Origin of the sequence: Actinoplanes nipponensis, assembly GCF_016862275.1 — a bacterium.
Classification (GTDB): Bacteria; Actinomycetota; Actinomycetes; order Mycobacteriales; family Micromonosporaceae; genus Actinoplanes; species Actinoplanes nipponensis.
In genome coordinates this window covers 130,685-153,727 of record NZ_BOMQ01000063.1, presented here as the reverse complement: position 1 = coordinate 153,727, position 23,043 = coordinate 130,685, and the positions used below count along the sequence as shown (strand labels likewise).

Below are 23,043 nucleotides of genomic sequence, written 5' to 3'. Positions count from 1 at the left end.
AAGAAGGAGATCCACGTGCACAGACTCATCGTCCGCCTGGCCGGTCTGCGTGGCGACGACGGCATGAACACCGCCGAGTACGCCGTCGGCACGCTCGCCGCCGTCGCGTTCGCCGGCGTCCTGCTCAAGGTGCTCAGCAGCCCCAGCGTGCAGGCCTCGCTGACCGGCGTGATCAACGAAGCGCTGAAGTGAGCGGGCGCCGGTGGCCCGGCCGCCTGCCGCGGGTGCTCGGGGACGACCGGGGCGCGTTCACCGCCGAACTGGCGGCCGGGCTGCCGGCGCTCATGCTGCTCCTGCTGTCCGGGCTCACGGCGGTCAGCGCCGTCACTGCGCAGGGCCGGTGCGTCGACGCCGCGCGGGAGGGCGCGCTGGTGGCGGCGCGCGGTGGACCGGGTCTGGAGAGCGCCGCCGGGATCGCTCCCGTGGATGCCCGGGTCGACCTCGCGGCAGGAGAGGACACGGTGACCGTCACGGTGCGCGCGCCGGTTCGGCTCCTGGGCGGCCGTCTCCCGGCCATCTCGGTACGGGCGCAGGCGGTGGCAGCCCGGGAACCCGACCTGACCGGCGCCGTCCCGTGAGGACCGTCGATGACCGGGGCGCCGCCTCGATCTTCGTGCTGGCCCTCGGGCTGGTGCTGGTGGCAGCCGGTATCGCCGGGGCGGCCGCCGGAGCTGCCCGGGTCGGCCGCCACCAGGCTCGGACGGCGGCTGACCTGGGGGCCCTGGCCGGGGCGGCGCGGGCCGTCGAGGGCTCGGAGGCAGCCTGCGCAAGGGCGGAACGGCTCGCCTTCGCCAACGGCGCGCGCATGACCGGGTGCCGCCTGGACGGGCTGGAGATCGTCATCGAGGTCCGGGTCGCCGTGACGCCGCTGCCGGGCCTCACCCGATACGCGACGGCCGCTGCTCGCGCCGGACCGGTCTCGCTGCCGGCGGAGTGAGCGCTGGGGGCGTTAGCCGGTCTGACGCAGGCGGCGGGGAGCCGGGACCGAGGGTCTTGGGGCGGCCGGTCTTGCGCCGACGGTCAAGGCGGCGGCCGTGCCGGGACCGGGCGGTCGGAGCAGCTGATCTCGTGCCGACGGCCAAGACGACGGGGTGACGGAGCGGCGAGGTGACGGGGTGACGGGGTGACGGAGCCATGGGTCGGGAAGGGCCGACCGCGGAACCGGCGACCGGAAAGGGCCGGGTCAGGGAGCTGGAGCCGGAGGTGTCGGCGTTTCGGGCAGGGCGGCCAGCACCGCGTCCAGCACCGCCACCGCGCCCCGCTTGTCCAGCGGGTTGTTGCCGTTGCCGCACTTCGGCGACTGCACGCAGGACGGGCATCCCGTCTCGCACCCGCAGCTCGCGATCGCCTCCCGGGTCGCGCCCAGCCACGCGGCCGCCGTCCCGTACGCCCGTTCCGCGAAGCCCGCCCCGCCCGGGTGGCCGTCGTAGACGAACACCGTCGGCGCCTCCGTGTCCTGGTGGTTGGCCGTGGACAGGCCGCCGATGTCCCAGCGGTCGCACGTGGCCATCAGCGGCAGCAGGCCGATCGCCGCGTGTTCCGCCGCGTGCAGCGCGCCGGGGACGTCCGCCGCTGCCACGCCCGAGGTGGCCAGCAGCCGGGGCGACAGCGTGAACCAGACTGCCACCGTGCGCAGTTCGCGGGGCGGCAGGTCCAGCGGGCGGGTGTCGATCACCTCGCCCGAGCCGATGCGGCGGCGCTGGTACGAGACCACCTGGTTGGTCACGTCCACCTCGCCCAGGAACAGGCCGACCGGACCCGCGTCCACGTACTCGCGGACCGACACCACCGACAGGTCCGTCACGTCGCGGGCGTGGGTCGACCAGTCCGGCTCCGCCGCGTGGACCAGGGCCACCGCGTCGTCCAGGTCCAGCTCGTCCACCAGGTAGGACACGCCCTGGTGCAGGTACACCGCCCCGGTGTGCAGCATGACGTGCGAGGAGCCCTCGTCGACCGTGCCCAGCAGCCGGCCCGTCGCCGCCTCGACCACCGAGACCGGGGCGCCGCCCGTGCCGCGCAGGTCGACGTCCGGGCGGCCGCGGTGGGTCCAGTACCAGCCCGAGGGCCTTCGGCGCAGTGCCCCCGACTCGGTCAGCGCCGCCACCGCCGTTGCCGCCGGGGCGCCGCCGAACAGGTCCAGGTCGGCGCCGGTCAGCGGGGCCTCCGCGGCCGCGCAGCACAGTTGCGGGCCCAGCACGTACGGGTTGGCCGGGTCCAGCACCGTCGCCTCGACCGGGCGGCCGAACAGCGCCTCCGGGTGGTGCACCAGGTACGTGTCCAGCGGATCGTCCCGGGCCACCAGCACCGCCAGCGCCTCGTCACCGGCCCGCCCGGCCCGGCCGGCCTGCTGCCACAGCGACGCCCGGGTGCCCGGATACCCGCAGATCAGCACCGCGTCCAGGCCCACCAGGTCCACGCCCAGCTCCAGCGCGTTCGTCGAGGCCAGGGCCAGCAGTTCGCCGGTCAGCAGCGCCCGCTCGATCGCCCGGCGGTCCTCCCGCAGGTAGCCCGCGCGGTAGGCCGCCACTCGCCGGCCCAGGCCCGGCACCGCCTCGTCCAGCGACCGCCGGGTCATCGTCGCGACCACCTCCGCGCCGCGCCGGGACCGGACGAACGCCAGCGTCCGGGTGCCCGCCACCACCGCGTCCGTGAGCAGGTCGGCCGTCTCGCTGAGGGCCGAGCGGCGTACCGGTGGCAGCTCGCCCTCCAGGTCGGTCACCTCGGGCGGCAGCAGCGGCGGTTCCCACAGCGCGAAGGTCGTCGCCCCGCGCGGCGAGGCGTCGTCGGTCACCGCCTCGACCGGCAGGCCGGTGAGCCGCCCGGCCGCGTTCGCCGGGTCGCCGGAGGTGGCCGAGGCCAGCACGAACGTCGGCTCGCTGCCGTAGCGGGCCGCGACCCGCCGCAGCCGGCGCAGCACGTGCGCCACGTGCGAGCCGAACACCCCGCGGTACGTGTGGCACTCGTCGATCACCACGTACCGCAGGCGGCGCAGGAACGTGCCCCAGCGCGCGTGGCCCGGCAGCAGCGCGTGGTGCAGCATGTCCGGGTTGGTCAGCACGAACCGGGAGTGCTGGCGGATCCACTCGCGTTCCTCGCGCGGGGTGTCCCCGTCGTACGTGGCCGGTCGCACCCCGTCCACGCCCAGCCGGACCAGCGCGCGCAACTGGTCCGCCGCCAGGGCCTTGGTCGGCGACAGGTACAGCACCGTCGCGCGCGGATCCTCCGTCAGCGCGGTCAGCGCGGGGAGCTGGTAAGCCAGCGACTTGCCCGAGGCCGTGCCGGTCGCCAGCACCACGTGGCGGCCGGCGCGGGCCAGCTCGGCCGCCGACACCTGGTGCTCCCAGGGTGCGGTGATGCCCCGGGCGGCGAGTGCCGAGAGCACCGGCGGCGTCACCCAGCCCGGCCAGGGCACGGGGCGGCCCAGGCGGGCCGGGACCTGCTCGACGTGGGTGACGGGGGAGCCGCCGGAGCGGGCCCCGAGCCGGTGCAGCAGTTCCGCGGGCCGGGGCCGGGCCGACGCACCGCGCGCGGCGGGAACGCCGGGGACGGTGGTGGTCACGTCTGCACTGTGACATCGGTATGGCCCGAACCTCAAACGGGTAGGACGGGAGGGTGCGACGCGTCGCCGGATGGGCGTCGGTGGTTAGATTCGCAGTGGAGATCGGCTGCCTGCAGGCTCGACCCCGAGGGAGGAGGACCGATGGAGCTGTCGCTGACCACCCGGACCGTCGGCGAGCACACGGTGCTCGACGTCGGCGGCGAGGTCGATGTCTACACGGCGCCGCGCCTGCGTGAGCGGCTCGTGGAGCTGGTCGACGGCGGGTCGCGCAACGTCGTGGTGGACCTGGCCCGCGTCGACTTCCTCGACTCGACCGGCCTGGGTGTGCTGGTCGGCGCGCTCAAGCGGCTGCGCGCCGCGAACGGCACGTTCGGCCTGGTCTGCTCGAAGGAGCCCCTGCTCAAGATTTTCCGGATCACCGCGCTCGACCAGGTGTTCCCGATCTACCCCTCCGTCGAGGCGGCCACCTCGGCATCGGCCGGCGATCGCGACGACAACCCTCCGTCGGCGTGATGGCGACTGTTCGGCTGTCGTTCTCGCCGGCGCCTGTGCACGTGCGCACGGCGCGGCTGGTCGGCGTGGCGGTGGCCCGGCGGGCCGGGGTCGCCGAGGAGTTGCTCGACGAGGTACGCCTGGCGATCGGTGAGGCGTGCACCCGGGCGGTCGCCCTGCACCGCCAGTACAACCTGCCGGACCTCGTCATGGTGGAGATGTCCGACTCCGACTCGTACACGGTGCGGGTGATCGACCGGGCGCCGATCGAGGCGAGCGTGGGCCTGACCAAGCTGCCGCCGGACGAGCTGGCCGACGAGTCGCTCACCGACGAGGCGCTGACCACCGGCGTGGGTTTCGCCCTGCTCGCCGGTTTCGTGGACGACCTGCAGGTGCGCCCGGTGGAAGAGGGCGCCGGCACCGAGGTCCGGATGGTCTGGCCCGTGCACCGGCGCTGAGACAAATCGCCGCTCGGCGCACAAATCCCGCCGCTGGGCGCATGCGTGGGGAAAACGCCGCCGGAGGCCCGGAGCCTAAGCCGTCAGGGATTCCGGTGCCAACAGCTAACACAGCGGTAAACATCACCCTGACACGGCCGGATCCAGGTGTGACCATCACCACGTTCGGCCGCTACAGTACGCCGGTAATCAGCTACTGCTCCCTGGTTCCGCGTCCGCGGGGCCGGGTTGTCGTCTCCTCGAGCAGGGAGTGCGCCCGGCGGTTTCGTCCGCTGCCCGGGTGCAGTCGGTGTACAGGAGGACATTGATGTCCGGGACCTCCATAACCCTCGCTGCGGAAAGCAGCGGCGGGTCACTCGACAGTTCGAACGTCACGTTCGTCATCGTCGCGATCGCCTTCGCGCTGGTGGCACTGGCATTCGCGGCTGTCTTCGTCAAGTCGGTGCTTTCCGCGGGCCGCGGCACCACCAACATGCAAGAGATCGCGGGGGCGGTACAGGAAGGCGCTTCGGCGTATCTGTTCCGGCAATTCAAGACCCTCGCCATCTTCGTCGTCATCGCGGTCGTGCTGCTGTTCCTGCTGCCGGTGCACAACACCGACAACGAGACCGCGGTGAAGATCGGCCGGTCGCTGTTCTTCATCGTCGGCGCCGTGTTCAGCTCGTTCATCGGCGGGGCGGGCATGGCCCTGGCCACCCGGGCCAACCTGCGGGTCGCCGCGGCGGCCGGCGAGTCCGGTGGTCGGGAGAAGGCGATGGGTATCGCGTTCCGCACCGGTGGCGTGGTCGGCTTCCTCACCGTCGGCCTCGGCCTGTTCGGTGGCGCGCTGGTCGTGCTCATCTACCGCGGCGACGCCCCGACCGTGCTCGAGGGTTTCGGCTTCGGCGCCGCGCTGCTCGCCATGTTCATGCGGGTCGGCGGCGGCATCTTCACCAAGGCCGCCGACGTCGGCGCGGACCTGGTCGGCAAGGTCGAGCAGGGCATCCCGGAGGACGACGCGCGCAACCCCGCGACCATCGCGGACAACGTCGGCGACAACGTCGGTGACTGCGCCGGCATGGCCGCCGACCTCTTCGAGTCGTACGCGGTCACGCTGGTCGCCGCGCTGATCCTGGGCCAGGCCGCGTTCGGCCAGGACGGCCTGATCTTCCCGCTGATCGTCTCCACGGTCGGCGTCGTGATCGCGATCGTCGGCGTCTTCATCACCCGGCTGCGGGCCTCGGACAGGAACGGCCTGACGGCGATCAACCGCGCCTTCTACATCTCGGCCGTGCTGTCCGCGGTCATCGTGGCCATCGTCAGCTTCCTCTACCTGCCGGACAGCTTCGCCGGCTTCGGTGCCGACGCGGGCATCGACCAGGGCGTGATCGACAGCGGCCGCAACCCGCAGTTCGTCGCGATCGGCGCCGTCGTCATCGGCATCGTGCTGGCCGCCGCCATCCAGGCGCTGACCGGCTACTTCACCGAGACCGAGAAGCGCCCGGTGCAGGACATCGGCAAGTCGTCGCAGACCGGCGCGGCCACCGTCGTGCTCGCCGGCATCAGCGTCGGCCTCGAGTCGGCCGTCTACTCGGCGCTGCTGATCGGCGCGGGCGTCTTCGGCGCGTACCTGCTGGGTGGCGCCTCGATCACGCTGTCGCTGTTCGCGGTGGCGCTGGCCGGCACCGGCCTGCTGACCACCGTCGGCGTCATCGTCGCGATGGACACGTTCGGCCCGATCTCGGACAACGCGCAGGGCATCGCGGAGATGTCCGGCGACATCGACGAGAACGGCGCGCGGATCCTGACCGAGCTCGACGCGGTCGGCAACACCACCAAGGCGATCACCAAGGGCATCGCGATCGCCACGGCCGTGCTGGCCGCGACGGCGCTGTTCGGCTCGTACACGAACACCCTGCAGTCGTCGCTGGCGGACGCGGGCATCCCGGCCGACCGGATCGGCGCCGAGATCCTCGGCCTGCTGAACATCTCCAACCCGCGCAACCTGGTCGGCCTGCTGATCGGCGCCGCGGTGGTGTTCCTCTTCTCCGGCCTGGCCATCAACGCCGTGTCCCGCTCGGCGGGCGCGGTCGTGATGGAGGTACGCCGCCAGTTCCGCGAGTTCCCGGGCATCATGGAGCGCACCCAGCGCCCCGAGTACGGCAAGGTCGTCGACATCTGCACCCGGGACGCCCAGCGTGAGCTGCTCACCCCCGGTCTGCTGGCCATCCTGGCGCCGATCGCGGTGGGCTTCGGCCTGGGCGCCGGCGCGCTGGCCTCGTACCTGGCCGGTGCGATCGGCGCGGGCACCCTGATGGCCGTCTTCCTGGCCAACTCCGGTGGCGCCTGGGACAACGCCAAGAAGCTGGTCGAGGACGGTGCGTACGGGGGCAAGGGCTCCGAGGCGCACGCGGCCACGGTCATCGGCGACACGGTGGGTGACCCGTTCAAGGACACCGCCGGCCCGGCGATCAACCCGCTGCTCAAGGTCATGAACCTGGTGTCGCTGCTGATCGCGCCGGCCGTGGTGACGCTCAGCGTCGGCACGGACGCGAACGACCCGGCCCGGATCATCCTCGCGGTGGTCGCGGCCCTGATCGTCGCGGGCGCGGTCATCTGGAGCAAGCGCAAGCCGATCTCCATGGGCGAGCCCAGCCCGGCCGCGGAGAGCAAGTCCGAGCGGATCAGCGCCTGATCCGAGCACGTCGTGGAGGGCACCCGGCACTCGCCGGGTGCCCTCTGTCGGAGGTTGGCCGTACGCTGCAAGCCATGCGCACGGCCCGCACCGCACCCTTACTCCTCGTTCTCTCGCTCCTCGTGACACTGGGTGGTTGCTCGGGCGGTCCCGCGCCCCGCGCCTGGGCCGCCACGGTCTGCACGGTCCTCGCGCCCTGGCGCACCGAGATCGGCACCCTGGCGACCCGCACCCAGCAGCAGATGACCGCCGAGACCACCCCGGCGCAGGCCAAGGAGAACCTGACCCGGCTCTTCGGCGGGGCCGAGTCGGCCAGCGAGAAGGCCCGGGCCGGCGTCGAGAAGGCCGGGGTGCCCGACGTCGAGCAGGGTAAGAAGGTGGCCGACAGCTTCGCCGCCTCGCTGGGCGCGATGCGCGACGCGTACGGGCGGGCCCGCAGCGGCATCGCGGCGCTGGCCACCAGCCCGTCGAAGGACTTCTACGCCAAGGTCGGCTCCGTGGTGGACACCCTCAACGTCGAGTACCAGCAGAGTGAGCTGGACACCAGCCGGCTCGACTCGGAAGAGCTGAAACAGGCCTTCGACGAGGCGCCCGAATGCCGCTGACGGAGCGCCCGCCCACGACGGAGTGCCGCTGATCATGACCGAGCCCGGGTGGCCGCTGATTCCGCGCGAGGTCCTGCCCGCGCCGGTCCCGAGCGCCCATGCCCGGCCCGCCGCGCCGGCCCGGCGCCGCGCGGCCCCGGCAGTCCCGGCCGGGCGGCAACTGTCGATCTTCGGAGTCGAGGCGGCCGACCCGTCGCTGGCCGACCTGGCCGGCCTGCTCACCGGCCCGGGCCGGCTGGGCCGGATGGGCGGCACGGCCCGGGTCTCGGTCCGCGTCGACGCCGCCTGGCGGGTGCACGTGCTGGTGGAGGAGCTGGTGGCGCGGGGGCTGGTGGTCACCTGGGCGCCGGTGACGGCCGGGGACGCGGACGAACACGTGGCGGAACTCACGGCCGAGCCGGTGGAGCTGACCCTGGCCGCCGCCGAGGAGCAGGTCGACGAGGGGTCCGCGGGACCCGGCGAGGGAGCCGGCGAACAGCCCGGCGCCGACGCGGCGAGCGCGGCCACCGACCAGGCCGAGGACGTCGCCGGCGGGACGGTGGAGGAAGAGGTGAACGCGGAGGCCCGTACCGTTTCCTTCGAGGTCCGGACCGCCTACAGCAGCCGGTTGAACGGCCTCGCCCGGGCCTGGCCGCCGGCCGCCGACCGGCTCTTCCTGACCGGGCCGCAGCTGCGGCTCTGGGTCGCCGCCGCGGGAGCGCCGCGGCCCGAGGGGTACGCCCTCGGTCTGGATCCCGACGGGAATCTTGACAAAGTGGTGGACGCCGCACTGACCCGGGTCGGTCTGGCCGGCGCGGTTCAGGCCGGTCCGGCGTACGTCATCGCAGGTCGCAGGCGTCTCGCCCGGCTCGCCGAGCTGGTCGGCGAACGGCCCGCCGCGGCACCCGAAAGACTGTGGCCCGGCGGCGCAGCTGCGTGATCTTCACCGATTGTGTCCGACACGACGCCATGTTCCCGGTGTACGGTGTCGCCGTCGGAAGCATGCGGTGGCCGGACCGTTACCATCCGACTTCTCCGTTGCCCGGGGAATGCAGACTCGTCCGGCGCGTTACGTTGAACGTCCGCGTGTCCGCCCGCCGCGGCGGGCCGCCGATCGATCGAGAAGTGTGGGAGTGCCGTGCCGGAGAAAGCCAGGACGACCCGTCTGGTCATCGTCGAGTCCCCGTCGAAGGCCAAGACGATCGCCGGCTACCTGGGGCCCGACTATTTCGTCGAGGCCTCCTTCGGTCACGTCCGGGACCTGCCGAAGAACGCCGCCGACGTGCCCGCCAAGTACAAGGGCGAGCCGTGGGCGCGGCTCGGCGTCGACGTCGACAACGGCTTCCACGCGCTCTACGTGGTCTCGCAGGACCGCAAGGCCCAGATCGCCAAGCTGACCAAGCTGGCCAAAGAGGTGGACGAGATCCTGCTCGCCACCGATGAGGACCGCGAGGGCGAGGCCATCGCCTGGCACCTGGTCGAGACGATCAAGCCCAAGGTGCCGATCAAGCGGATGGTCTTCCACGAGATCACCAAGGCGGCCATCCAGGCCGCGGTGGCCAACCCGCGCGAGATCGACAAGGACCTGGTCGACGCGCAGGAGGCCCGGCGCATCCTGGACCGGCTCTACGGGTACGAGGTCAGCCCCGTCCTGTGGAAGAAGGTGATGCCCCGCCTGTCCGCCGGGCGCGTGCAGTCCGTGGCCACCCGCATCGTGGTCGAGCGCGAGCGTCAGCGGATGGCGTTCCGCACGGCGGAGTACTGGGACATCAACGCCCTGCTGTCCGTGCAGGGCAAGGTCGAGGGCACGAAGTCGTTCTCGGCGACGCTGATCGCGCTGGACGGCGACCGGATCGCCACCGGCCGTGACTTCGAGCCGACCACCGGCAAGGTCAAGCCCGGCGCCGGCGTGGTCCACCTCGACGGCGACGGGGCCCGCGGGCTCGCGGCGCGCCTCGAGGACCGCCCGTTCACGGTCACCCGGGTCGAGGAGAAGCCGTACAGGCGCAAGCCGTACGCGCCGTTCATCACCTCCACGCTGCAGCAGGAGGCCGCCCGCAAGATGCGGTTCTCCTCGTCGCAGACCATGCGCACGGCCCAGCGGCTGTACGAGAACGGCTACATCACCTACATGCGTACGGACTCGGTGAACCTCTCCGAGACCGCGATCAGCGCCGCCCGCCGCCAGATCGCCGAGCTGTACGGCGCCAACAACGTGCCGCCGCAGCCCCGCCGCTACACCGGCAAGGTGAAGAACGCGCAGGAGGCGCACGAGGCGATCCGCCCCGCCGGCGACAACTTCCGGACGCCCGGCGAGGTCGCCAACGAGCTGTCCACCGACGAGTTCAAGCTCTACGAGCTGATCTGGCGCCGGACGGTCGCGTCGCAGATGACCGACGCGGTCGGCAACTCGGTCTCGGTGCGGATCCGCGCGATCTCCACCGCCGGCGAGGAGGTCGACTTCGGCGCCAGCGGCAAGACCATCACCGACCCCGGCTTCCTGCGCGCCTACGTCGAGTCCTCCGACGACGAGAACGCCGAGGCCGAGGACGCCGAGCGCCGCCTGCCGAACCTGGTCAAGGACCAGCCGCTGACCGCCGAGGAGCTCAACGCGGTCGGCCACCACACCTCGCCGCCCGCCCGCTACACCGAGGCGTCGCTGGTCAAGGCCCTGGAAGAGCTGGGCATCGGCCGCCCCTCGACCTACGAGTCGATCATGCGGACGATCCAGGACCGGGGGTACGTGGAGAAGCGCGGCCAGGCGCTGATCCCGTCGTTCATCGCCTTCGCGGTCATCGGGCTGCTCGAGGGCCACTACCCGCGCCTGGTCGACTACAACTTCACCGCCGCGATGGAGACCCAGCTCGACGACATCGCCGGTGGCGACCACGCCGCCCTGGACTTCCTCACCTCCTTCTACTTCGGCAGCGACCTGGGCGCGGACGACTCCATCGCCAAGGCCGGCGGCCTGAAGAAGATGGTCACCGAGAACCTCAGCGACATCGACGCCCGCGCGGTCAACTCGATCCCGCTGTTCACCGACGACGCCGGCCGCAACGTGGTGGTCCGGGTCGGCCGCTACGGGCCGTACCTGCAGCGGGCCCTGCCGGAGGCCACCGAGGAGGCGCCCGAGGACAGGGTGTCCATCCCCGAGGGCGTCGCGCCGGACGAGCTGACCGTCGACAAGGTCAACGAGCTGTACCTGGGCGGTGGCGGCGAGCGCAGCCTGGGCGACGACCCGGCGACCGGCCAGCCGGTGACGCTGAAGTCCGGCCGCTTCGGCCCGTACGTGCAGAGCGGCGAGAAGAAGTCGTCGCTGTTCAAGTCGCAGACGCCGGACACGTTGACCCTCGAGCAGGCCCTTCGCCTCCTGGAGCTGCCGCGGACGGTGGGCCAGGACGAGGCCGGCGCGGAGATCGTCGCGGCGAACGGTCGCTACGGCCCGTACGTCAAGCGCGGCGACGACTTCCGCTCGCTGGACAGCGAGGACAAGCTGTTCACCGTCACGCTGGAGGAGGCGCTGGCGCTGCTGGCCGCGCCGAAGACCCGCCAGCGCCGGGCCGCCGCGCCGCCGCTGCGGGAGATGGGCAACGACCCGGCCACCGACAAGCCGATGGTGATCAAGGAGGGACGCTTCGGGCCGTACGTCACGGACGGCGAGTTCAACGCGTCGCTGCGCCGGGGCCAGACGCCCGAGGAGCTGACGGTCGCGCAGGCCTCCGAGATGTTGGCCGAGAAGCGCGCCAAGGGCCCGGCGCCGAAGAAGAAGGCGGCCGCCAAGAAGGCTCCGGCCAAGAAGGCCGCCGCCGCTTCCGACGCCACTCCGGCCAAGAAGGCGGCCGCCAAGAAGGCGCCGGCCAAGAAGGTGGCCGCGGCGAAGAAGGCGACTCCGGCCAAGCGGGCCACCAACGCCTCCCCGGCCGCCAGCAAGTCCACCCCGGCGAGGGCGACAGTCAACGCTGAATAGATCTTCCCCGCGGCGAATCGGGGAGCGGTCGCCCTGTGGACGGACCTGTGGATAACTCGGCTCAGGAGCCCAGGACGCGGTCCAGGTAGGCGTTGGTGAAGACCCGGCCCGGGTCGAGCTCGTCGCGGACCGCGCGGAAGTCGTCGAACTTCGGGTACGCCTGCCGCAGCGACTCCGCGTCGCGGTAGTGCAGCTTGCCCCAGTGCGGGCGCCCGCCCAGCGGCGCGCACACCGCCTCGAACGCGCGGAAGTACGGCTCGTACGGGCTGCCGCTGAACTGGTGCACGGCGATGTACGCCGAGTCGCGCCCGTAGCCGTGCGACAGCCAGATGTCGTCCGGGCCGGTGAACCGCACCTCCACCGGGAACTGCACCTTGAACGGCAGCTGCTCGATGATCCGGGGCAGCGCGCCCAACGCCTCGCCCAGACACTCGCGGGGGATCTCGTACTCCATCTCGGTGAAGCGCACCCGGCGCGGCGTGCAGAACACCCGGTCGGAGCGGTCCGTGTAGGTGCGGGCGGTCAGCGCCCGGGCGGCCACGGCGCTGATGGCCGGCACGGTCGCCGGGATCGCCCGGCCCAGCCGGCAGGCGCCCTGGAAGACCGTGTTGGCCAGCAGCTCGTCGTCCAGCCAGCCGCGGAAGGCCGACAGCGGCCGGTCCGCGACGGCCACCTTGTTGTTGCGCTTGAGCTGGGCCCGGTCGGTGTACGGGTACCAGTAGAACTCCAGGTGGTCGTTGCCGGCGATCTCCTCGTCCAGGCCGGCCAGCACCTCGCTCAGCGGCAGCGGGCGCTCGTCGGCCAGCAGGGTGAACGCCGGCACGCAGCGCAGGGTCACCTCGACCAGCACGCCCAGGGCGCCGATGCCGAGCCGGGCCGCGGGGAACAGCGGTGAGCCGGCGTCGATGCGCTGCACCGCCCCGGTGCCGGTGACCAGGGTGACCGCCTCGACGCAGGAGGCCAGCGTGGAGTAGGCCTGGCCGCTGCCGTGCGTACCGGTGGAGATCGCGCCGGCCACCGTCTGCTGGTCGATGTCGCCCAGGTTGGGCATGGCCAGGCCGTGTTCGGCCAGCACCCGGTTGAGCCGGTGCAGCGGCATGCCCGCCTGCACCGTGACCAGCTCGCCGTCGACAGCGACCAGCTCGCCCAGCCGGTGCAGCAGCAGCCGCCGGTCGTCGGCCACCGCGATGGCGGTGAACGAGTGTCCGCTGCCGACCGCCTTCACCTTGTGCCCGGTGACGGACGCCTCCTTGACGAGGGCGGCCACCTCGTCGACAGTCCCAGGGGTCAAAACTTCCGCGGCGACGGACCGCTGGTTGCCACCCCAGTTGCGCCAGTGCAGAGACGTAGTCATTCCGGCCTTGTCCTCCCGACGAGCGGACAGTCGCACAAAACCGGGAATGCCGCGTGTCCTCGGCGTCCCGTCGATGCATCTCGCTCGTTGATCCGAGTAACGTTCCTATTATCACTGCTGAGAGGGAGTGGCGACGCGTGTCGACACCAACCGTCACCACCGGACCGCTGCGGCGGGTTCCGGTGCAGGGCAGAAGCGTTGCCCGGGTCCAGCGCATGCTCGACGCCTGCGCGGAGCTGGTGGACGAGGTCGGGTACGAGGGCCTGACCACGACCCTGCTCGCCGAACGGGCCGAGGTCGCCATCGGCTCGGTCTACCAGTTCTTCCCCGACAAACGGGCCATCGTCCAGGCGCTCGCCATGCGGAACATGGACGCGTACCTGCAGTCGCTGTCGGCCCGCTTCGCCAACGAGACGTTCGCCCATTGGTGGGACGGCGTGGACGCGGCGATAGACGCCTACATCCACATGCACCGCAGCGTGCCGGGCTTCCGGACGCTGCACTTCGGCGACGTGGTCGACCTGCACCTGCTCGACGCCGAACGCGACAACAACGCGGTCATCGCCGACCGCCTGGCCGAGCTGCTGGTGGAGCAGTTCCAGCTGATGGACCGGGCGCGGCTGCGCTTCTCCCTGCTCATCTCGGTGGAGGCGGCGGACGCGCTGATCAAGCTGGCGTTCCGGCGCGACGTGACCGGCGACGAGGCCGTCCTGACCGAGGCCAAGGCCCTGATCCGGGAATACCTGCACCGCCACGTCACCGCGTGAGCTAGCCGAGGAACGCATATCCCTCTCCCCGGTACGTCGGGGTCGGCGCCGCCGTGTCGCCGTCGACGAGGTGCACCTCGTTGACGTGCTCACACAGCTCGCCGGCCTTGGCGTGGCGGAACCACACCCGGTCGCCGGGCCGCAGGTCGCGGGCCGGGGGTCCGGTCAACGGCGTCTGCACCTCGCCGGCGCCCTCGTCGCGCAGGAAGGTCAGGCCCGCCGGCAGCCAGGGGGTGGGCTGGCGGGACGGTCCGGTCGGCCCGGAGGCGATCCACCCGCCGCCGAGCACGGTCGCGATCCCAGGCGCCGGTCGGCGGACCACGGTCAGCGCGAAGAACGCCGCCGGGGTCGGCCGCCAGCTGCGGTAGCCGTCGAACAGGGTCGGGCCGAACAGTCCGGAGCCGGCGGCGATCTCGGTGACCGACGGGTCGGCGGCGGTGGCGGCCATGCTGCCGGTGCCGCCGCCGTTCACGAACTCGAGGTCGGCGTGCTCGCGTACCGCCCGGACCGCCGCCATCCGGCGGCGCAGCAGCTCCGGCAGCGACCGGCGCTGCATCATCCGGATCGCCCGGGCCCGCATCGCCTGCCCGGGCGGGGCGTCGCCGAGCCCGGCGATCTGCGCCTCGTACGCCATCACCCCGACCAGCCGGAACCCCGGGCGCTCGACCAGCCGGGCGGCCAGGGCGCCGGCCTGCGCGGCGGAGTGCACCGGCGAGCGCCGGACGCCGATGTGCAGCGGCCCGGCGGGCCGCCAGGAGGCGTCCAGCTCCAAGCAGATCCGCACGTCGGGCCGCCGGCCGGGCGCCACCACGGCGTCGACCAGGTCCAGGTGGGCGGGGCTGTCGATCATGATGGTGACGGCCGCGGCCAGCTGCGGGTCCGCGGCCAGCTCGGCGATCGCGGTCCGGTCGACCGTGGGGTACGCGACCAGCACGTCATCGGTGACCCCCTGGCGAACCAGCCAGATCGCCTCGGGCAGCGTGTACGCCATCACGCCGGCCCAGCCGGGGCGGGCGAGCACCCGTTCGAGCAGGGCGCGTACCCGGACCGACTTGCTGGCGACCCGGATGGGTTTGCCGGCCGAGCGGGCCGACAGCGCGGCGGCGTTCGCGTCGAAGGCGGCCAGGTCGACCACGGCGAGTGGCGTCTCCAGGCCGCCGGTCGCACGGTCGAGGCGTTTCTGCAACTCGGTGCGTTCGGCCATCACGCCAGCAACTTAGCGGCTCCCGGCCGTATGCGAAACACCTTCATGAATGCCTCGCCCGAACGGCCGAGACCGCGATGAGCTGGGCCCGACCGCTAGAGTGCTTCGAGCAGTGACCACGGGGAGGTAGGGCCATCGACACCGAAACGAGCTCGGCGCGCCAGGAGACCACCCCTCCGGTGGACCTCTCCGGCGCCGCGGCGCTGCGCTCCGTCCTGCGGATCCGCCCGTTCCGGCGGCTCTGGCTGGTGCTCAGCGTGGCCTCGTTCGGCGACTGGATCGGCACGCTGGCCACCGCGCTGTTCGCCTCCCAGCAGGTCACCGGCAGCGTGGCCCAGGGCACCGCGTTCAGCAGCACGATCGCGATCCGGCTACTGCCCGCGCTGCTGCTGGGACCCGTCGCGGGCGTGATGGCCGACCGGTTCGACCGGCGCTACACGATGGTCATCTGCGACATCCTGCGCTTCGTCGTGTACGGCTCGATCCCGGTCGTCGCCCTGTTCAGCGACTCCGGTGGCGTCACGGTCACCTGGGCGGTCATCGCCACCTTCATCGGCGAGACCATCACGCTGCTGTGGATCCCGGCCAAGGAGGCCGCGGTCCCCAACCTGATCCCCAAGGGCCGCCTCGAGGTGTCCAACCAGCTCACGCTGATCACCACGTACGGCATCACCCCGATCCTGGCCGCGCTGGCCCTGGCCGCCCTCGACGGCGTGGTCCGCGGCCCGATCGGCGGCCTGCCGGACTGGGCCGAGCCGGTCCAGCTGGCCCTCTGGATCAACGCCTTCTCCCGGGCGGCCACGGCCGCGGTGGTCTTCTTCGGCATCAAGGAGATCAGCGAGGGCCACCGCGAACGCCGGGAACGCAACGCCCAGACCTCGATGTTCCGGCAGTTCGTGGAGGGCTGGCGGTACATCGGCGGCACCCCGTTCGTGCGCGGCCTGGTGCTCGGCATCTTCGGCGCGTTCGCCGGCGCCGGCATCGTCATCGGCACGGCCCGCTTCTTCACCGCCTCCCTGGGCGCCGGTGACGCAGCCTTCTACCTGCTCTTCGCGACCCTGTTCATCGGCCTGGCGATCGGCATCGGGCTGGGCCCGATGATCGTCAAGGAGCTGTCCCGGCGCCGCTGGTTCGGCATGAGCATCGTGCTGGCCAGCGGCGCGGTCGGCTTCCTGTCGGTGGCGTTCCACCTCTCCATGGCCCTGTTCGGCGCGCTGTTCGTGGGGGCCGGCGCCGGCATGGCGTTCCTGGCGGGCGTCACGTTGCTCGGCGGCCAGGTCAACGACGAGGTCCGCGGCCGGGTCTTCGCCGTCGTGCAGATCGGCGCCCGGCTCGTCCTGCTGCTGGCCATCTCGCTGGCCGGCCTGCTGGTCGGCCTGGGCAGCTCCCGCACCATCTCGGCCGGCAGCCTGTCGGTCGACATCTCCTCCACCCGCATCCTGCTGCTGGTCGCCGGCGTGATCGGGGTCTGGACCGGGATCAGCGCCTTCCGCCAGATGGACGACAAGCGCGGCGTGCCGGTGCTGGCCGACCTGTGGAGCTCGATCCGCGGCCGCCCGCTGTCGCCCGGCGAGGACTTCACCCGGCAGGGCATCTTCGTGGTGTTCGAGGGCGGCGAGGGCGCGGGCAAGTCGACCCAGGTCACCCGCCTGTCGGAGGCGCTCGCCGCGGCCGGTCACGACGTCGTGGTGACCCGCGAGCCGGGCGCGACGGACATGGGCGCCCGGATCCGCAGCCTGGTGCTGGCCAACGGGGAGGGCGCCGACGCGCCGTCGCCGCGCGCCGAGGCGCTGCTCTACGCGGCCGACCGGGCGCATCACGTGGCCACCGTGGTCCGGCCGGCCCTGGCGCGCGGCGCGGTGGTGATCAGCGACCGGTACGTGGACTCGTCGCTGGCGTACCAGGGGGCCGGCCGCACCCTGCCGGTCCAGGAGATCTCCTGGCTGTCGTCCTGGGCCACCGGCGGCCTCAAGCCCGACCTCGTGGTCCTGCTCGACGTCGACCCCGGCGTGGGGCTCAGCCGGGTCACCGACCGCGGCGCCGGGGCCGACCGGCTGGAGAGCGAGTCCCGCTCCTTCCACGAACGCGTCCGGTACGCCTTCCTCGACCTGGCCTCGGCCGACCCGAAGCGCTACCTGGTGCTGGACGCGGCCCGCCCGGCCGACGAGATCGCGGACGCGGTGGCGACCCGGCTCAACGCGATGCTCAGCGAGGGCGACGACACCCACCCGGAACCGGCCTCGACCGCCGTGCCGCCGGGACCGGACCTCAACGCGCCGGACCTGGCCGACACGACGGTGATCCCGCCGCCCACCGGACCGAACGAGACGCTGGTGATGCGGACCGGAGCGGCCGCTGACGACACGATCGTGGTGCGCCCCGGCGCCGGTCCGGACGACACGATGGTGGTGCGCCCGGCCGCCGGATCCGACGACACGATGGTGGTCCGGCCGGGTGCGGGTCCGGACGACACGATGGTGGTCCGGGCCGCCACGGCCGGGCCGGACGCGACGATGGCGCTGCCGCCGTCGGACGACCCGAACGCGACGATGGCCATCCCGCCCCCGGCCGACGCGACGATGACCATCCCGCCCCGGGCCGACGCGACGATGGCGCTGCCGCCGTCCGAGGCCGACGATCCGAACGCGACCCAGGTGGTCCGGCCCGCCGGTGCGGGCCCGGACACGACGATGGCCGTCCCGCCCGTCTCGTCCTCTTCTTCGTCCTCCTCCTCATCCGTCGCCGCCGATGCCGGGGCGGTCTCCGCCGCGGGCGAGGCGGAGGATGCTCCGGAGACGCCGGTCGAGGTGCTCGAGGAGCTGACCGGGAACCGGGCCGTCGGCGCCGAGCCGCCGGAGGCCCGGACTGCCGGCGCCCAGCCGCCGGACGAGCCGCCGGTGGGCACCCGGCCGTGAGCGAGCGAGAATCGACGCCATGAGTGTGTTCGCCGACCTGGTCGGGCAGGACGAGGCCGTCGAGACGCTGCGCCGGGCCGCCGCGGCCGCCGCCCGGATCGTGACCGGCGGCGCCGACGCCGGCAACGGGGCCATGACGCACGCGTGGATCTTCACCGGGCCGCCGGGGTCCGGCCGCTCGGTCGCCGCCCGCGCCCTGGCCGCGGCCCTGCAGTGTGAACGCGAGGGCACCGGCTGCGGCGAGTGCCACGGCTGCCACACCGTGCTCGGCGGCACCCACGCCGACGTGCGCTTCGTGGTGCCGGAGGGCCTGTCGATCGGCGTCAACGAGATGCGGGCGCTGGTGCTGCGGGCCGGCACCGCCCCGGCCGGCGGGCGGTGGCAGGCCGTGGTGATCGAGGACGCCGACCGGCTCACCGAGGCGGCCGGGAACGCGCTGCTCAAGGCCATCGAGGAGCCGCCACCGCGTACCGTCTTCCTGCTCTGCACCCCCTCGACGCACCCGGACGACATCTCGGTGACCATCCGCTCGCGGTGCCGGGTCGTCGCCCTGCGGCAGCCGCCCGCCGAGGCGGTGGCCGAGGTCCTGGTCCGGCGCGACGGCATCGCGCCGGACGTCGCGGCCTGGGCCGCGGCCGCCGCGCAGGGCCACGTCGGCCGGGCCCGGCGGCTCGCCAACGACCCGCAGGCCCGCGGTCGCCGGGAGGCCGTGCTGGCGGTGCCGCGCCGGCTGTCCAGCGTGGGCGCCTGCTTCGACGCCGCCGCCGCGCTGATCGAGGCCGCGGAGGCCGAGGCGTCGACCGCGTTCGCCGAGAACGACAGCACGGAACGCGCGGCGCTGGAACAGGCGCTGGGCGCCGGCGGTACGGGCCGGGGCGCGGCGGGCGCGATGCGGGGCGCCGCCGGTCAGCTCAAGGAGCTGGAAAAGCGGCAGAAGTCCCGGACCACCCGCTCGCAGCGCGACGCCCTGGACCGGGCCCTGGTGGATCTGGCCGGGTTCTACCGCGACGTGCTGGTGACGGGCCTGCGGGCGCCCGTCGCGGTGGTGCACACCGACACCGCGGAGCAGTCCGCGGCCGCCGCCGGCAAGTGGACGCCGGAGAGCACGCTGCGCCGGCTGGAGGCCGTGCTGGCCTGCCGCGAGGCCATCGAGCTGAACGTGAAGCCGAAGATCGCCGTCGAGACGATGATGCTCAACCTCTGGCGCGGCTAATCCACAGGGGACGCGACGGGGGCTGCGCGCGGGTCCGGGTAACGGGTACGGTTCCGGTGCCGTAAAGCAACCGAGGCGGTACTCCCGGTAAGGAGCCTGTGGATGCCCCGCGAGATCGACGAGGCCTGGATCGACGAGGCGATCGAGCGCCACCGCCGCCTCGACGCGCTGCGGGCCGAGTTCGAGCAGGCGGTCGCCGGCCACCTGGTGTCGGTGCACTCGCCCGACGACTCGATCGAGGTGCTGGTCACCGCGGCCGGCGACATCACGGACGTCCGCATCCGCGGCAGCCTGCAGCACCGCACGGCGGCCGAGCTGGCCCGGGAGGTGCAGGCGGTGGTGACGACCGCCGGCGAAGCGGCCCGCTGGGCCCGGGAGAAACTGCACGACGAGGTGTTCGGGGCATTCCGATCGCTGGGAGACCGCTGACATGGACAAGCTGGCCGAACGCCTGGAATCCGCCGCGGACGCGCTGAGCACAGTGGACCGCTCGCTGTCCGCTCACAGCGCTTCGCCGGGCGCGTTCGGCGCCGACGACGCGGGAACGCCGGGCCGGCTCGGTCGCGAGCTGCACGCCCGCTGGCAGGCGGTGCTCGCGGCCAGGGCGCAGGAGGCGGCCGCCGTGTCGGCCCGGCTGACCACGCTCGCGGCCGACATCCGGCTCACCGGCCGCGCCTACAACCAGACGGACGACGAGGCCGGCCGCCGAATCCGCCGGAGCATGTGATGGACCGCCTGGACCGCCTGCTGAGCACGGCCGCGCCGCTGCTGCGCCGGGTCGACGACATCCTGGCCACGGCCGGGGCGCCGCCGGCCCACCCGGTGTGGACGGAGCTGCGCCGGGTGCGCCTGCTGCCGGGCGACGCGGCCCGGGCGGTCGCGGCGCTGCGCCCGTACGACCTGGCCGACGCCGGGCCCGAGCTGCGCGCGGACGCCCGGGCCTACGCGGTGCTCGCCGCCTCGCTGCCGGCGCCGGGGGAGTGGAGCGGGGAGGCGGCCGACGCGTACGACACGGCCCGGCAGCGGACGGCCGACCACCTCAGCGGCGGCCCGGACAGCCTGGACGAACGGTTGCAGGCGTCGGCCGACCTGGCCGACTCCCTGGTGGCCTGGATGCGCTCGGCCCGCGACTCCCTGGCCGGCACGCTGGCGGAGGTGCTCACCTCCAGCGAGGCCGTGACGCTGGCCGGGACCGGGACGGACCCGGCGGCGGTCCGCGAACAGCAGGCGGCGGCCGAGGTCGCGGCGCGGGTGCTGCGGACCGTCGCGGAGAGCTGCGCGTGCGGTGCGGAGGTGCTGCACGGCTCGGGACGGTTGGCGGAGCCGGTGGGTCTACCGGGCTGACCCCGCACCCGCCGTGACGACGGGCGCCGCGCCCGGACAGCCGGTTTCCGAGTGCGGCGCCGCGTCCCCTGCACCCCCCGCAGGTCTACGGCTCACTCAACCCCCGCCGCCGCCCTTTGTCGCCGGCCGGAGCGGGGAACCGGCCGCTCGTCGCACCAGAACAGCACCTGCGGGGGCCGGGACCGCACCGTCGGCCAGCGACAGTCGGCTCGACGGACCATAGGGCGCGGGGGCCGGCTCGGATGCGGTCGGGCTCGTCGCTGCAGCCGGCTTCACCGCCGCCGGGACCGGTGGGGCGACGGCCGGTCAGGGGCGCGGACGACCGCGCAGGCCGAAGATGAGGGCCGCCGCCCCGCCGATCAGCAGGGCCACGCCGGTCAACGCCATCAGGTCCACCCGTGGGCCGGTGATCGGCAGGCCGCCACCGCCGCCGTGGGCACCGGCGTCGGCATCGGCCACACCGGACACCGCGCCGGCCGGCTCCGGAGCGACGGCGGCCACTTCGAGCAGTCCCATGTCGAGGTCCAGGACGAGGCCGGTCGCAGTGGTTGTGCCGTCCCCGTACGCCCGGCGGTCCGCTCCCCGGGTGATCGCGATGGTCACCGCGGTGGCCTTCGCCGCGATGGCGTGGCCGGAGACGGCCTGGCGCACATCGCCCAACCCGATCCTGACGGTCGTGCCGGGCCCGGCGGCCGGCGCGGTTTCGGTGGTACGGCCGGCGAGCGGCGGGACGGCCGGGAGGCTCGGCGGCGTCAGTGGTGCGGCCGGGGCGAGGGCGCCGACGGTCGGCAGGCCGGCGAACGGCGATCCTGAGGTGTCCCCGGCCGGGCCGCGGCTGTCACCTTTGTCGGACGAGGCGGGCTTGGAGTCTTTGTCGGTTCTTGCTTCGTCGGCGGGGGTTCCGTCGCTTCGGCCGGTGTGCTCGGGGCCGTGGCTCGTGCCGGTGCCTCCCTTGCCGTGGGTCGCCGCGCTGCCCTTGGGCGCATCGTTCCGCGCGCGGCTTCCCTTCGCCGTGCCCCCGGTTGCCGTGCCGCCGGTTGCCGTGCCGCCGCTTGCCGTCCCGCCGCTCCGTGCCGGGCTGTCGCTCGTTGTGCTGCGGTTCGTTGCGCCCTGCGGAGTCGTGGCGGTCTTGCTCGCGCCCTCCCAGCGAGTGTCGCGGGGCGCGGTATTGCCGGTGGCTGCGTTATTCCCACCCGCGCTGCTGGTCGCCGCCCCGTCCCGGACAGTCCCGCCTGTCCCTGCGCGGCCCGTGCCCGCGCCGCTCCTCGCCGCGTCGCCTGTGTTCGCGCCGCTATTCACCGCGCCGCCCGTCGCCGTGTCGCCCGTCGCCGCGCCGCGCGTCGCTGCGCTGCCCGTGTTGGCGCCACTCCTCGCCGCGCCGCCCGTGGTTGCGCCGCGCGGCGCCGCTCCGTTCTGCCCGTCCCCGTCGTCGGCCCCTCCCACGGGACCCACGCTGCCCGGCGCCGCTCCGTCCTGCGCCGTTCGGTCCGCCACCGCCCCGCCCGGGCCCGTGCCGTCCTGCTCCGGCACCGGCTCGCCGTTCTCATCCAGCCGGACCTCGACCTCGTCCCCCGCCGTGTCCAGCCGCGCGCTCTCCAGCCCTTCCCCGGACACCTCGATCACCGCCGGCTTGTAGCGAACCTCACCGCCGTCCGTACCCGACATCGAAGCCAGCAACGACGGCGGCCGCAGCACTTTCACCGTGATCGCGCCGCCCAGCACCTCGATCGTGCCGCCGGTCATGGAGGCCGCGGCGACGGTCCGGGCGGCCGGCCCGCGCCGCTCCATCGCCGTCGTGCTCAGGCCGGAGATCTTTCCGGGTACGCGCACCAGCGCCGCGCCCCCGTTCTCGAGCACCCCGGCCCGCCGCAGCTCCGCCTGCGCCCGGGTCACCTCGCCCGGCAGGTCCCCGCAGGCCATTCGCGGGTCCCAGCGGGCGTGCACGGTCAGGTCGCTCGCGCCCAGGCGGAACGGCCCGGCCGTGACCGCCGTGCGCCGGCGCCGCTCGGGCCGGTCGTGCGACGGCGGGGCCGTCTGCTGCAGCACCTCGGCCGGCGCGCCCCGGTCCGCCGGTCCGCCGTCCAGCACCCGGCCCAGCGCGGCCGAGTTGATCGTCGATTGCGCGACCAGGGCGGACTTGACGTCGCCCATCCCGACGTCCCGGACCGGCCGGCCGGTGCGGCCGGCGGGGGTCAGATCGAGGGTGCCGATCCGCATCAGCTGGGCGCCGGACTGGGCGGCGTACCGGAGGGCTTGCTCGCAGGGCGCCGGGGCAGCGGCCGCGGGCAGCGGCACGAGCAGGGCCCCGACCACGCCGAGCGCGGCGGCCTTCATCCGGGCCCGGGTGGTGCCGGGCACGCCCTGGTCGGGCTCGGCGGGTGTAACAAGATCAACCCGGGCTGACACGGCGGGCATCATGAAAAGGTCCTCCCCCAAGGATCACCGCAGCGAGCGGCGTCTACGGCATGGCCCAACGAGGGTCGATGCCCGGGGGTTGCGCTGATCTATGTGG

19 protein-coding genes are annotated in these 23,043 nt (G+C 73.4%); 15 read left to right on the top strand and 4 right to left on the bottom strand.

Annotated elements, in window-relative coordinates:
• The first annotated feature begins 9 nt into the window (after window positions 1–9).
• Genes Ani05nite_RS27260 through Ani05nite_RS27250 form a run of 3 tightly spaced genes read left to right on the top strand, consistent with a single transcriptional unit; the run spans window position 10 to window position 937 of the window.
• Window positions 10–192, top strand: coding sequence for a DUF4244 domain-containing protein (locus Ani05nite_RS27260; protein ID WP_203773185.1), 183 nt, complete (start codon window positions 10–12; stop codon window positions 190–192).
• Window positions 189–578: a TadE family type IV pilus minor pilin gene (locus tag Ani05nite_RS27255; protein WP_203772925.1), complete on the top strand. Its 390-nt coding sequence runs from the start codon at window positions 189–191 to the stop codon at window positions 576–578. The genes Ani05nite_RS27260 and Ani05nite_RS27255 overlap by 4 nt, the downstream gene beginning before the upstream one ends.
• The gene (locus Ani05nite_RS27250; RefSeq protein ID WP_203772923.1) at window positions 575–937 is read left to right on the top strand and encodes an Rv3654c family TadE-like protein; all 363 of its coding nucleotides are present in this window, start codon (window positions 575–577) and stop codon (window positions 935–937) included. Before Ani05nite_RS27255 ends, Ani05nite_RS27250 begins: the two co-directional genes overlap by 4 nt.
• Before the next feature lie 246 nt (window positions 938–1,183).
• Here Ani05nite_RS27250 and Ani05nite_RS27245 read toward each other — a convergent pair whose 3' ends face one another.
• The gene (locus tag Ani05nite_RS27245; RefSeq protein ID WP_239130669.1) at window positions 1,184–3,559 is read right to left on the bottom strand and encodes a DEAD/DEAH box helicase; all 2,376 of its coding nucleotides are present in this window, start codon (window positions 3,557–3,559) and stop codon (window positions 1,184–1,186) included.
• 141 nt (window positions 3,560–3,700) lie between these two features.
• Here Ani05nite_RS27245 and Ani05nite_RS27240 point away from each other — a divergent pair, with 141 nt between their 5' ends.
• From Ani05nite_RS27240 to topA, 6 genes are all read left to right on the top strand, one after another.
• Entirely contained in the window at window positions 3,701–4,072 is a 372-nt protein-coding gene (locus Ani05nite_RS27240) for an STAS domain-containing protein (RefSeq protein ID WP_203772919.1), read from the top strand.
• A complete protein-coding gene (locus tag Ani05nite_RS27235; protein WP_203772917.1) occupies window positions 4,069–4,509 on the top strand; it encodes an ATP-binding protein in 441 nt (146 codons plus the stop codon). The genes Ani05nite_RS27240 and Ani05nite_RS27235 overlap by 4 nt, the downstream gene beginning before the upstream one ends.
• Window positions 4,510–4,816: 307 nt before the next feature.
• Window positions 4,817–7,183 (top strand): sodium-translocating pyrophosphatase, encoded by a 2,367-nt coding sequence (locus tag Ani05nite_RS27230; protein WP_203772915.1) that lies wholly within the window; start codon window positions 4,817–4,819, stop codon window positions 7,181–7,183.
• A gap of 74 nt (window positions 7,184–7,257) precedes the next feature.
• The gene (locus Ani05nite_RS27225; RefSeq protein ID WP_203772913.1) at window positions 7,258–7,788 is read left to right on the top strand and encodes a hypothetical protein; all 531 of its coding nucleotides are present in this window, start codon (window positions 7,258–7,260) and stop codon (window positions 7,786–7,788) included.
• A 34-nt stretch (window positions 7,789–7,822) separates the two neighbouring features.
• Entirely contained in the window at window positions 7,823–8,707 is an 885-nt protein-coding gene (locus Ani05nite_RS27220; protein WP_239130667.1) for a hypothetical protein, read from the top strand.
• A gap of 198 nt (window positions 8,708–8,905) precedes the next feature.
• Window positions 8,906–11,734, top strand: a complete 2,829-nt coding sequence (topA, locus tag Ani05nite_RS27215; protein WP_203772911.1) for a type I DNA topoisomerase — start codon at window positions 8,906–8,908, stop codon at window positions 11,732–11,734.
• A gap of 61 nt (window positions 11,735–11,795) precedes the next feature.
• Here the strand turns inward: topA and Ani05nite_RS27210 are convergent, their stop codons facing one another.
• A complete protein-coding gene (locus Ani05nite_RS27210) occupies window positions 11,796–13,088 on the bottom strand; it encodes a D-arabinono-1,4-lactone oxidase (RefSeq protein WP_203772909.1) in 1,293 nt (430 codons plus the stop codon).
• A 137-nt stretch (window positions 13,089–13,225) separates the two neighbouring features.
• On the opposite strand from Ani05nite_RS27210, the gene Ani05nite_RS27205 reads away from it, so the two are divergent.
• Window positions 13,226–13,855, top strand: coding sequence for a TetR/AcrR family transcriptional regulator (locus tag Ani05nite_RS27205; protein ID WP_203772907.1), 630 nt, complete (start codon window positions 13,226–13,228; stop codon window positions 13,853–13,855).
• Window position 13,856: 1 nt separating this feature from the next.
• Here Ani05nite_RS27205 and Ani05nite_RS27200 read toward each other — a convergent pair whose 3' ends face one another.
• Window positions 13,857–15,059, bottom strand: a complete 1,203-nt coding sequence (locus Ani05nite_RS27200) for an amino acid deaminase/aldolase (RefSeq protein WP_377880296.1) — start codon at window positions 15,057–15,059, stop codon at window positions 13,857–13,859.
• 248 nt (window positions 15,060–15,307) lie between these two features.
• Here Ani05nite_RS27200 and tmk point away from each other — a divergent pair, with 248 nt between their 5' ends.
• The 5 genes from tmk to Ani05nite_RS27175 all read left to right on the top strand — a co-directional run bounded on the left by tmk (window position 15,308) and on the right by Ani05nite_RS27175 (window position 20,531).
• Window positions 15,308–17,974, top strand: coding sequence for a dTMP kinase (tmk, locus tag Ani05nite_RS27195; RefSeq protein WP_307836720.1), 2,667 nt, complete (start codon window positions 15,308–15,310; stop codon window positions 17,972–17,974).
• A gap of 19 nt (window positions 17,975–17,993) precedes the next feature.
• On the top strand, window positions 17,994–19,187 hold the full coding sequence (locus Ani05nite_RS27190; RefSeq protein ID WP_203772903.1) for a DNA polymerase III subunit delta': 1,194 nt from the start codon (window positions 17,994–17,996) through the stop codon (window positions 19,185–19,187).
• Between the two features lie 102 nt (window positions 19,188–19,289).
• Window positions 19,290–19,616: a YbaB/EbfC family nucleoid-associated protein gene (locus Ani05nite_RS27185; RefSeq protein ID WP_203772901.1), complete on the top strand. Its 327-nt coding sequence runs from the start codon at window positions 19,290–19,292 to the stop codon at window positions 19,614–19,616.
• Window position 19,617: 1 nt separating this feature from the next.
• A complete protein-coding gene (locus tag Ani05nite_RS27180) occupies window positions 19,618–19,914 on the top strand; it encodes a type VII secretion target (protein ID WP_203772899.1) in 297 nt (98 codons plus the stop codon).
• A complete protein-coding gene (locus tag Ani05nite_RS27175) occupies window positions 19,914–20,531 on the top strand; it encodes a hypothetical protein (protein WP_203772897.1) in 618 nt (205 codons plus the stop codon). The genes Ani05nite_RS27180 and Ani05nite_RS27175 overlap by 1 nt, the downstream gene beginning before the upstream one ends.
• A gap of 306 nt (window positions 20,532–20,837) precedes the next feature.
• Here the strand turns inward: Ani05nite_RS27175 and Ani05nite_RS27170 are convergent, their stop codons facing one another.
• A complete protein-coding gene (locus tag Ani05nite_RS27170; protein ID WP_203772895.1) occupies window positions 20,838–22,937 on the bottom strand; it encodes a hypothetical protein in 2,100 nt (699 codons plus the stop codon).
• Between the last annotated feature and the right edge of the window lie 106 nt (window positions 22,938–23,043).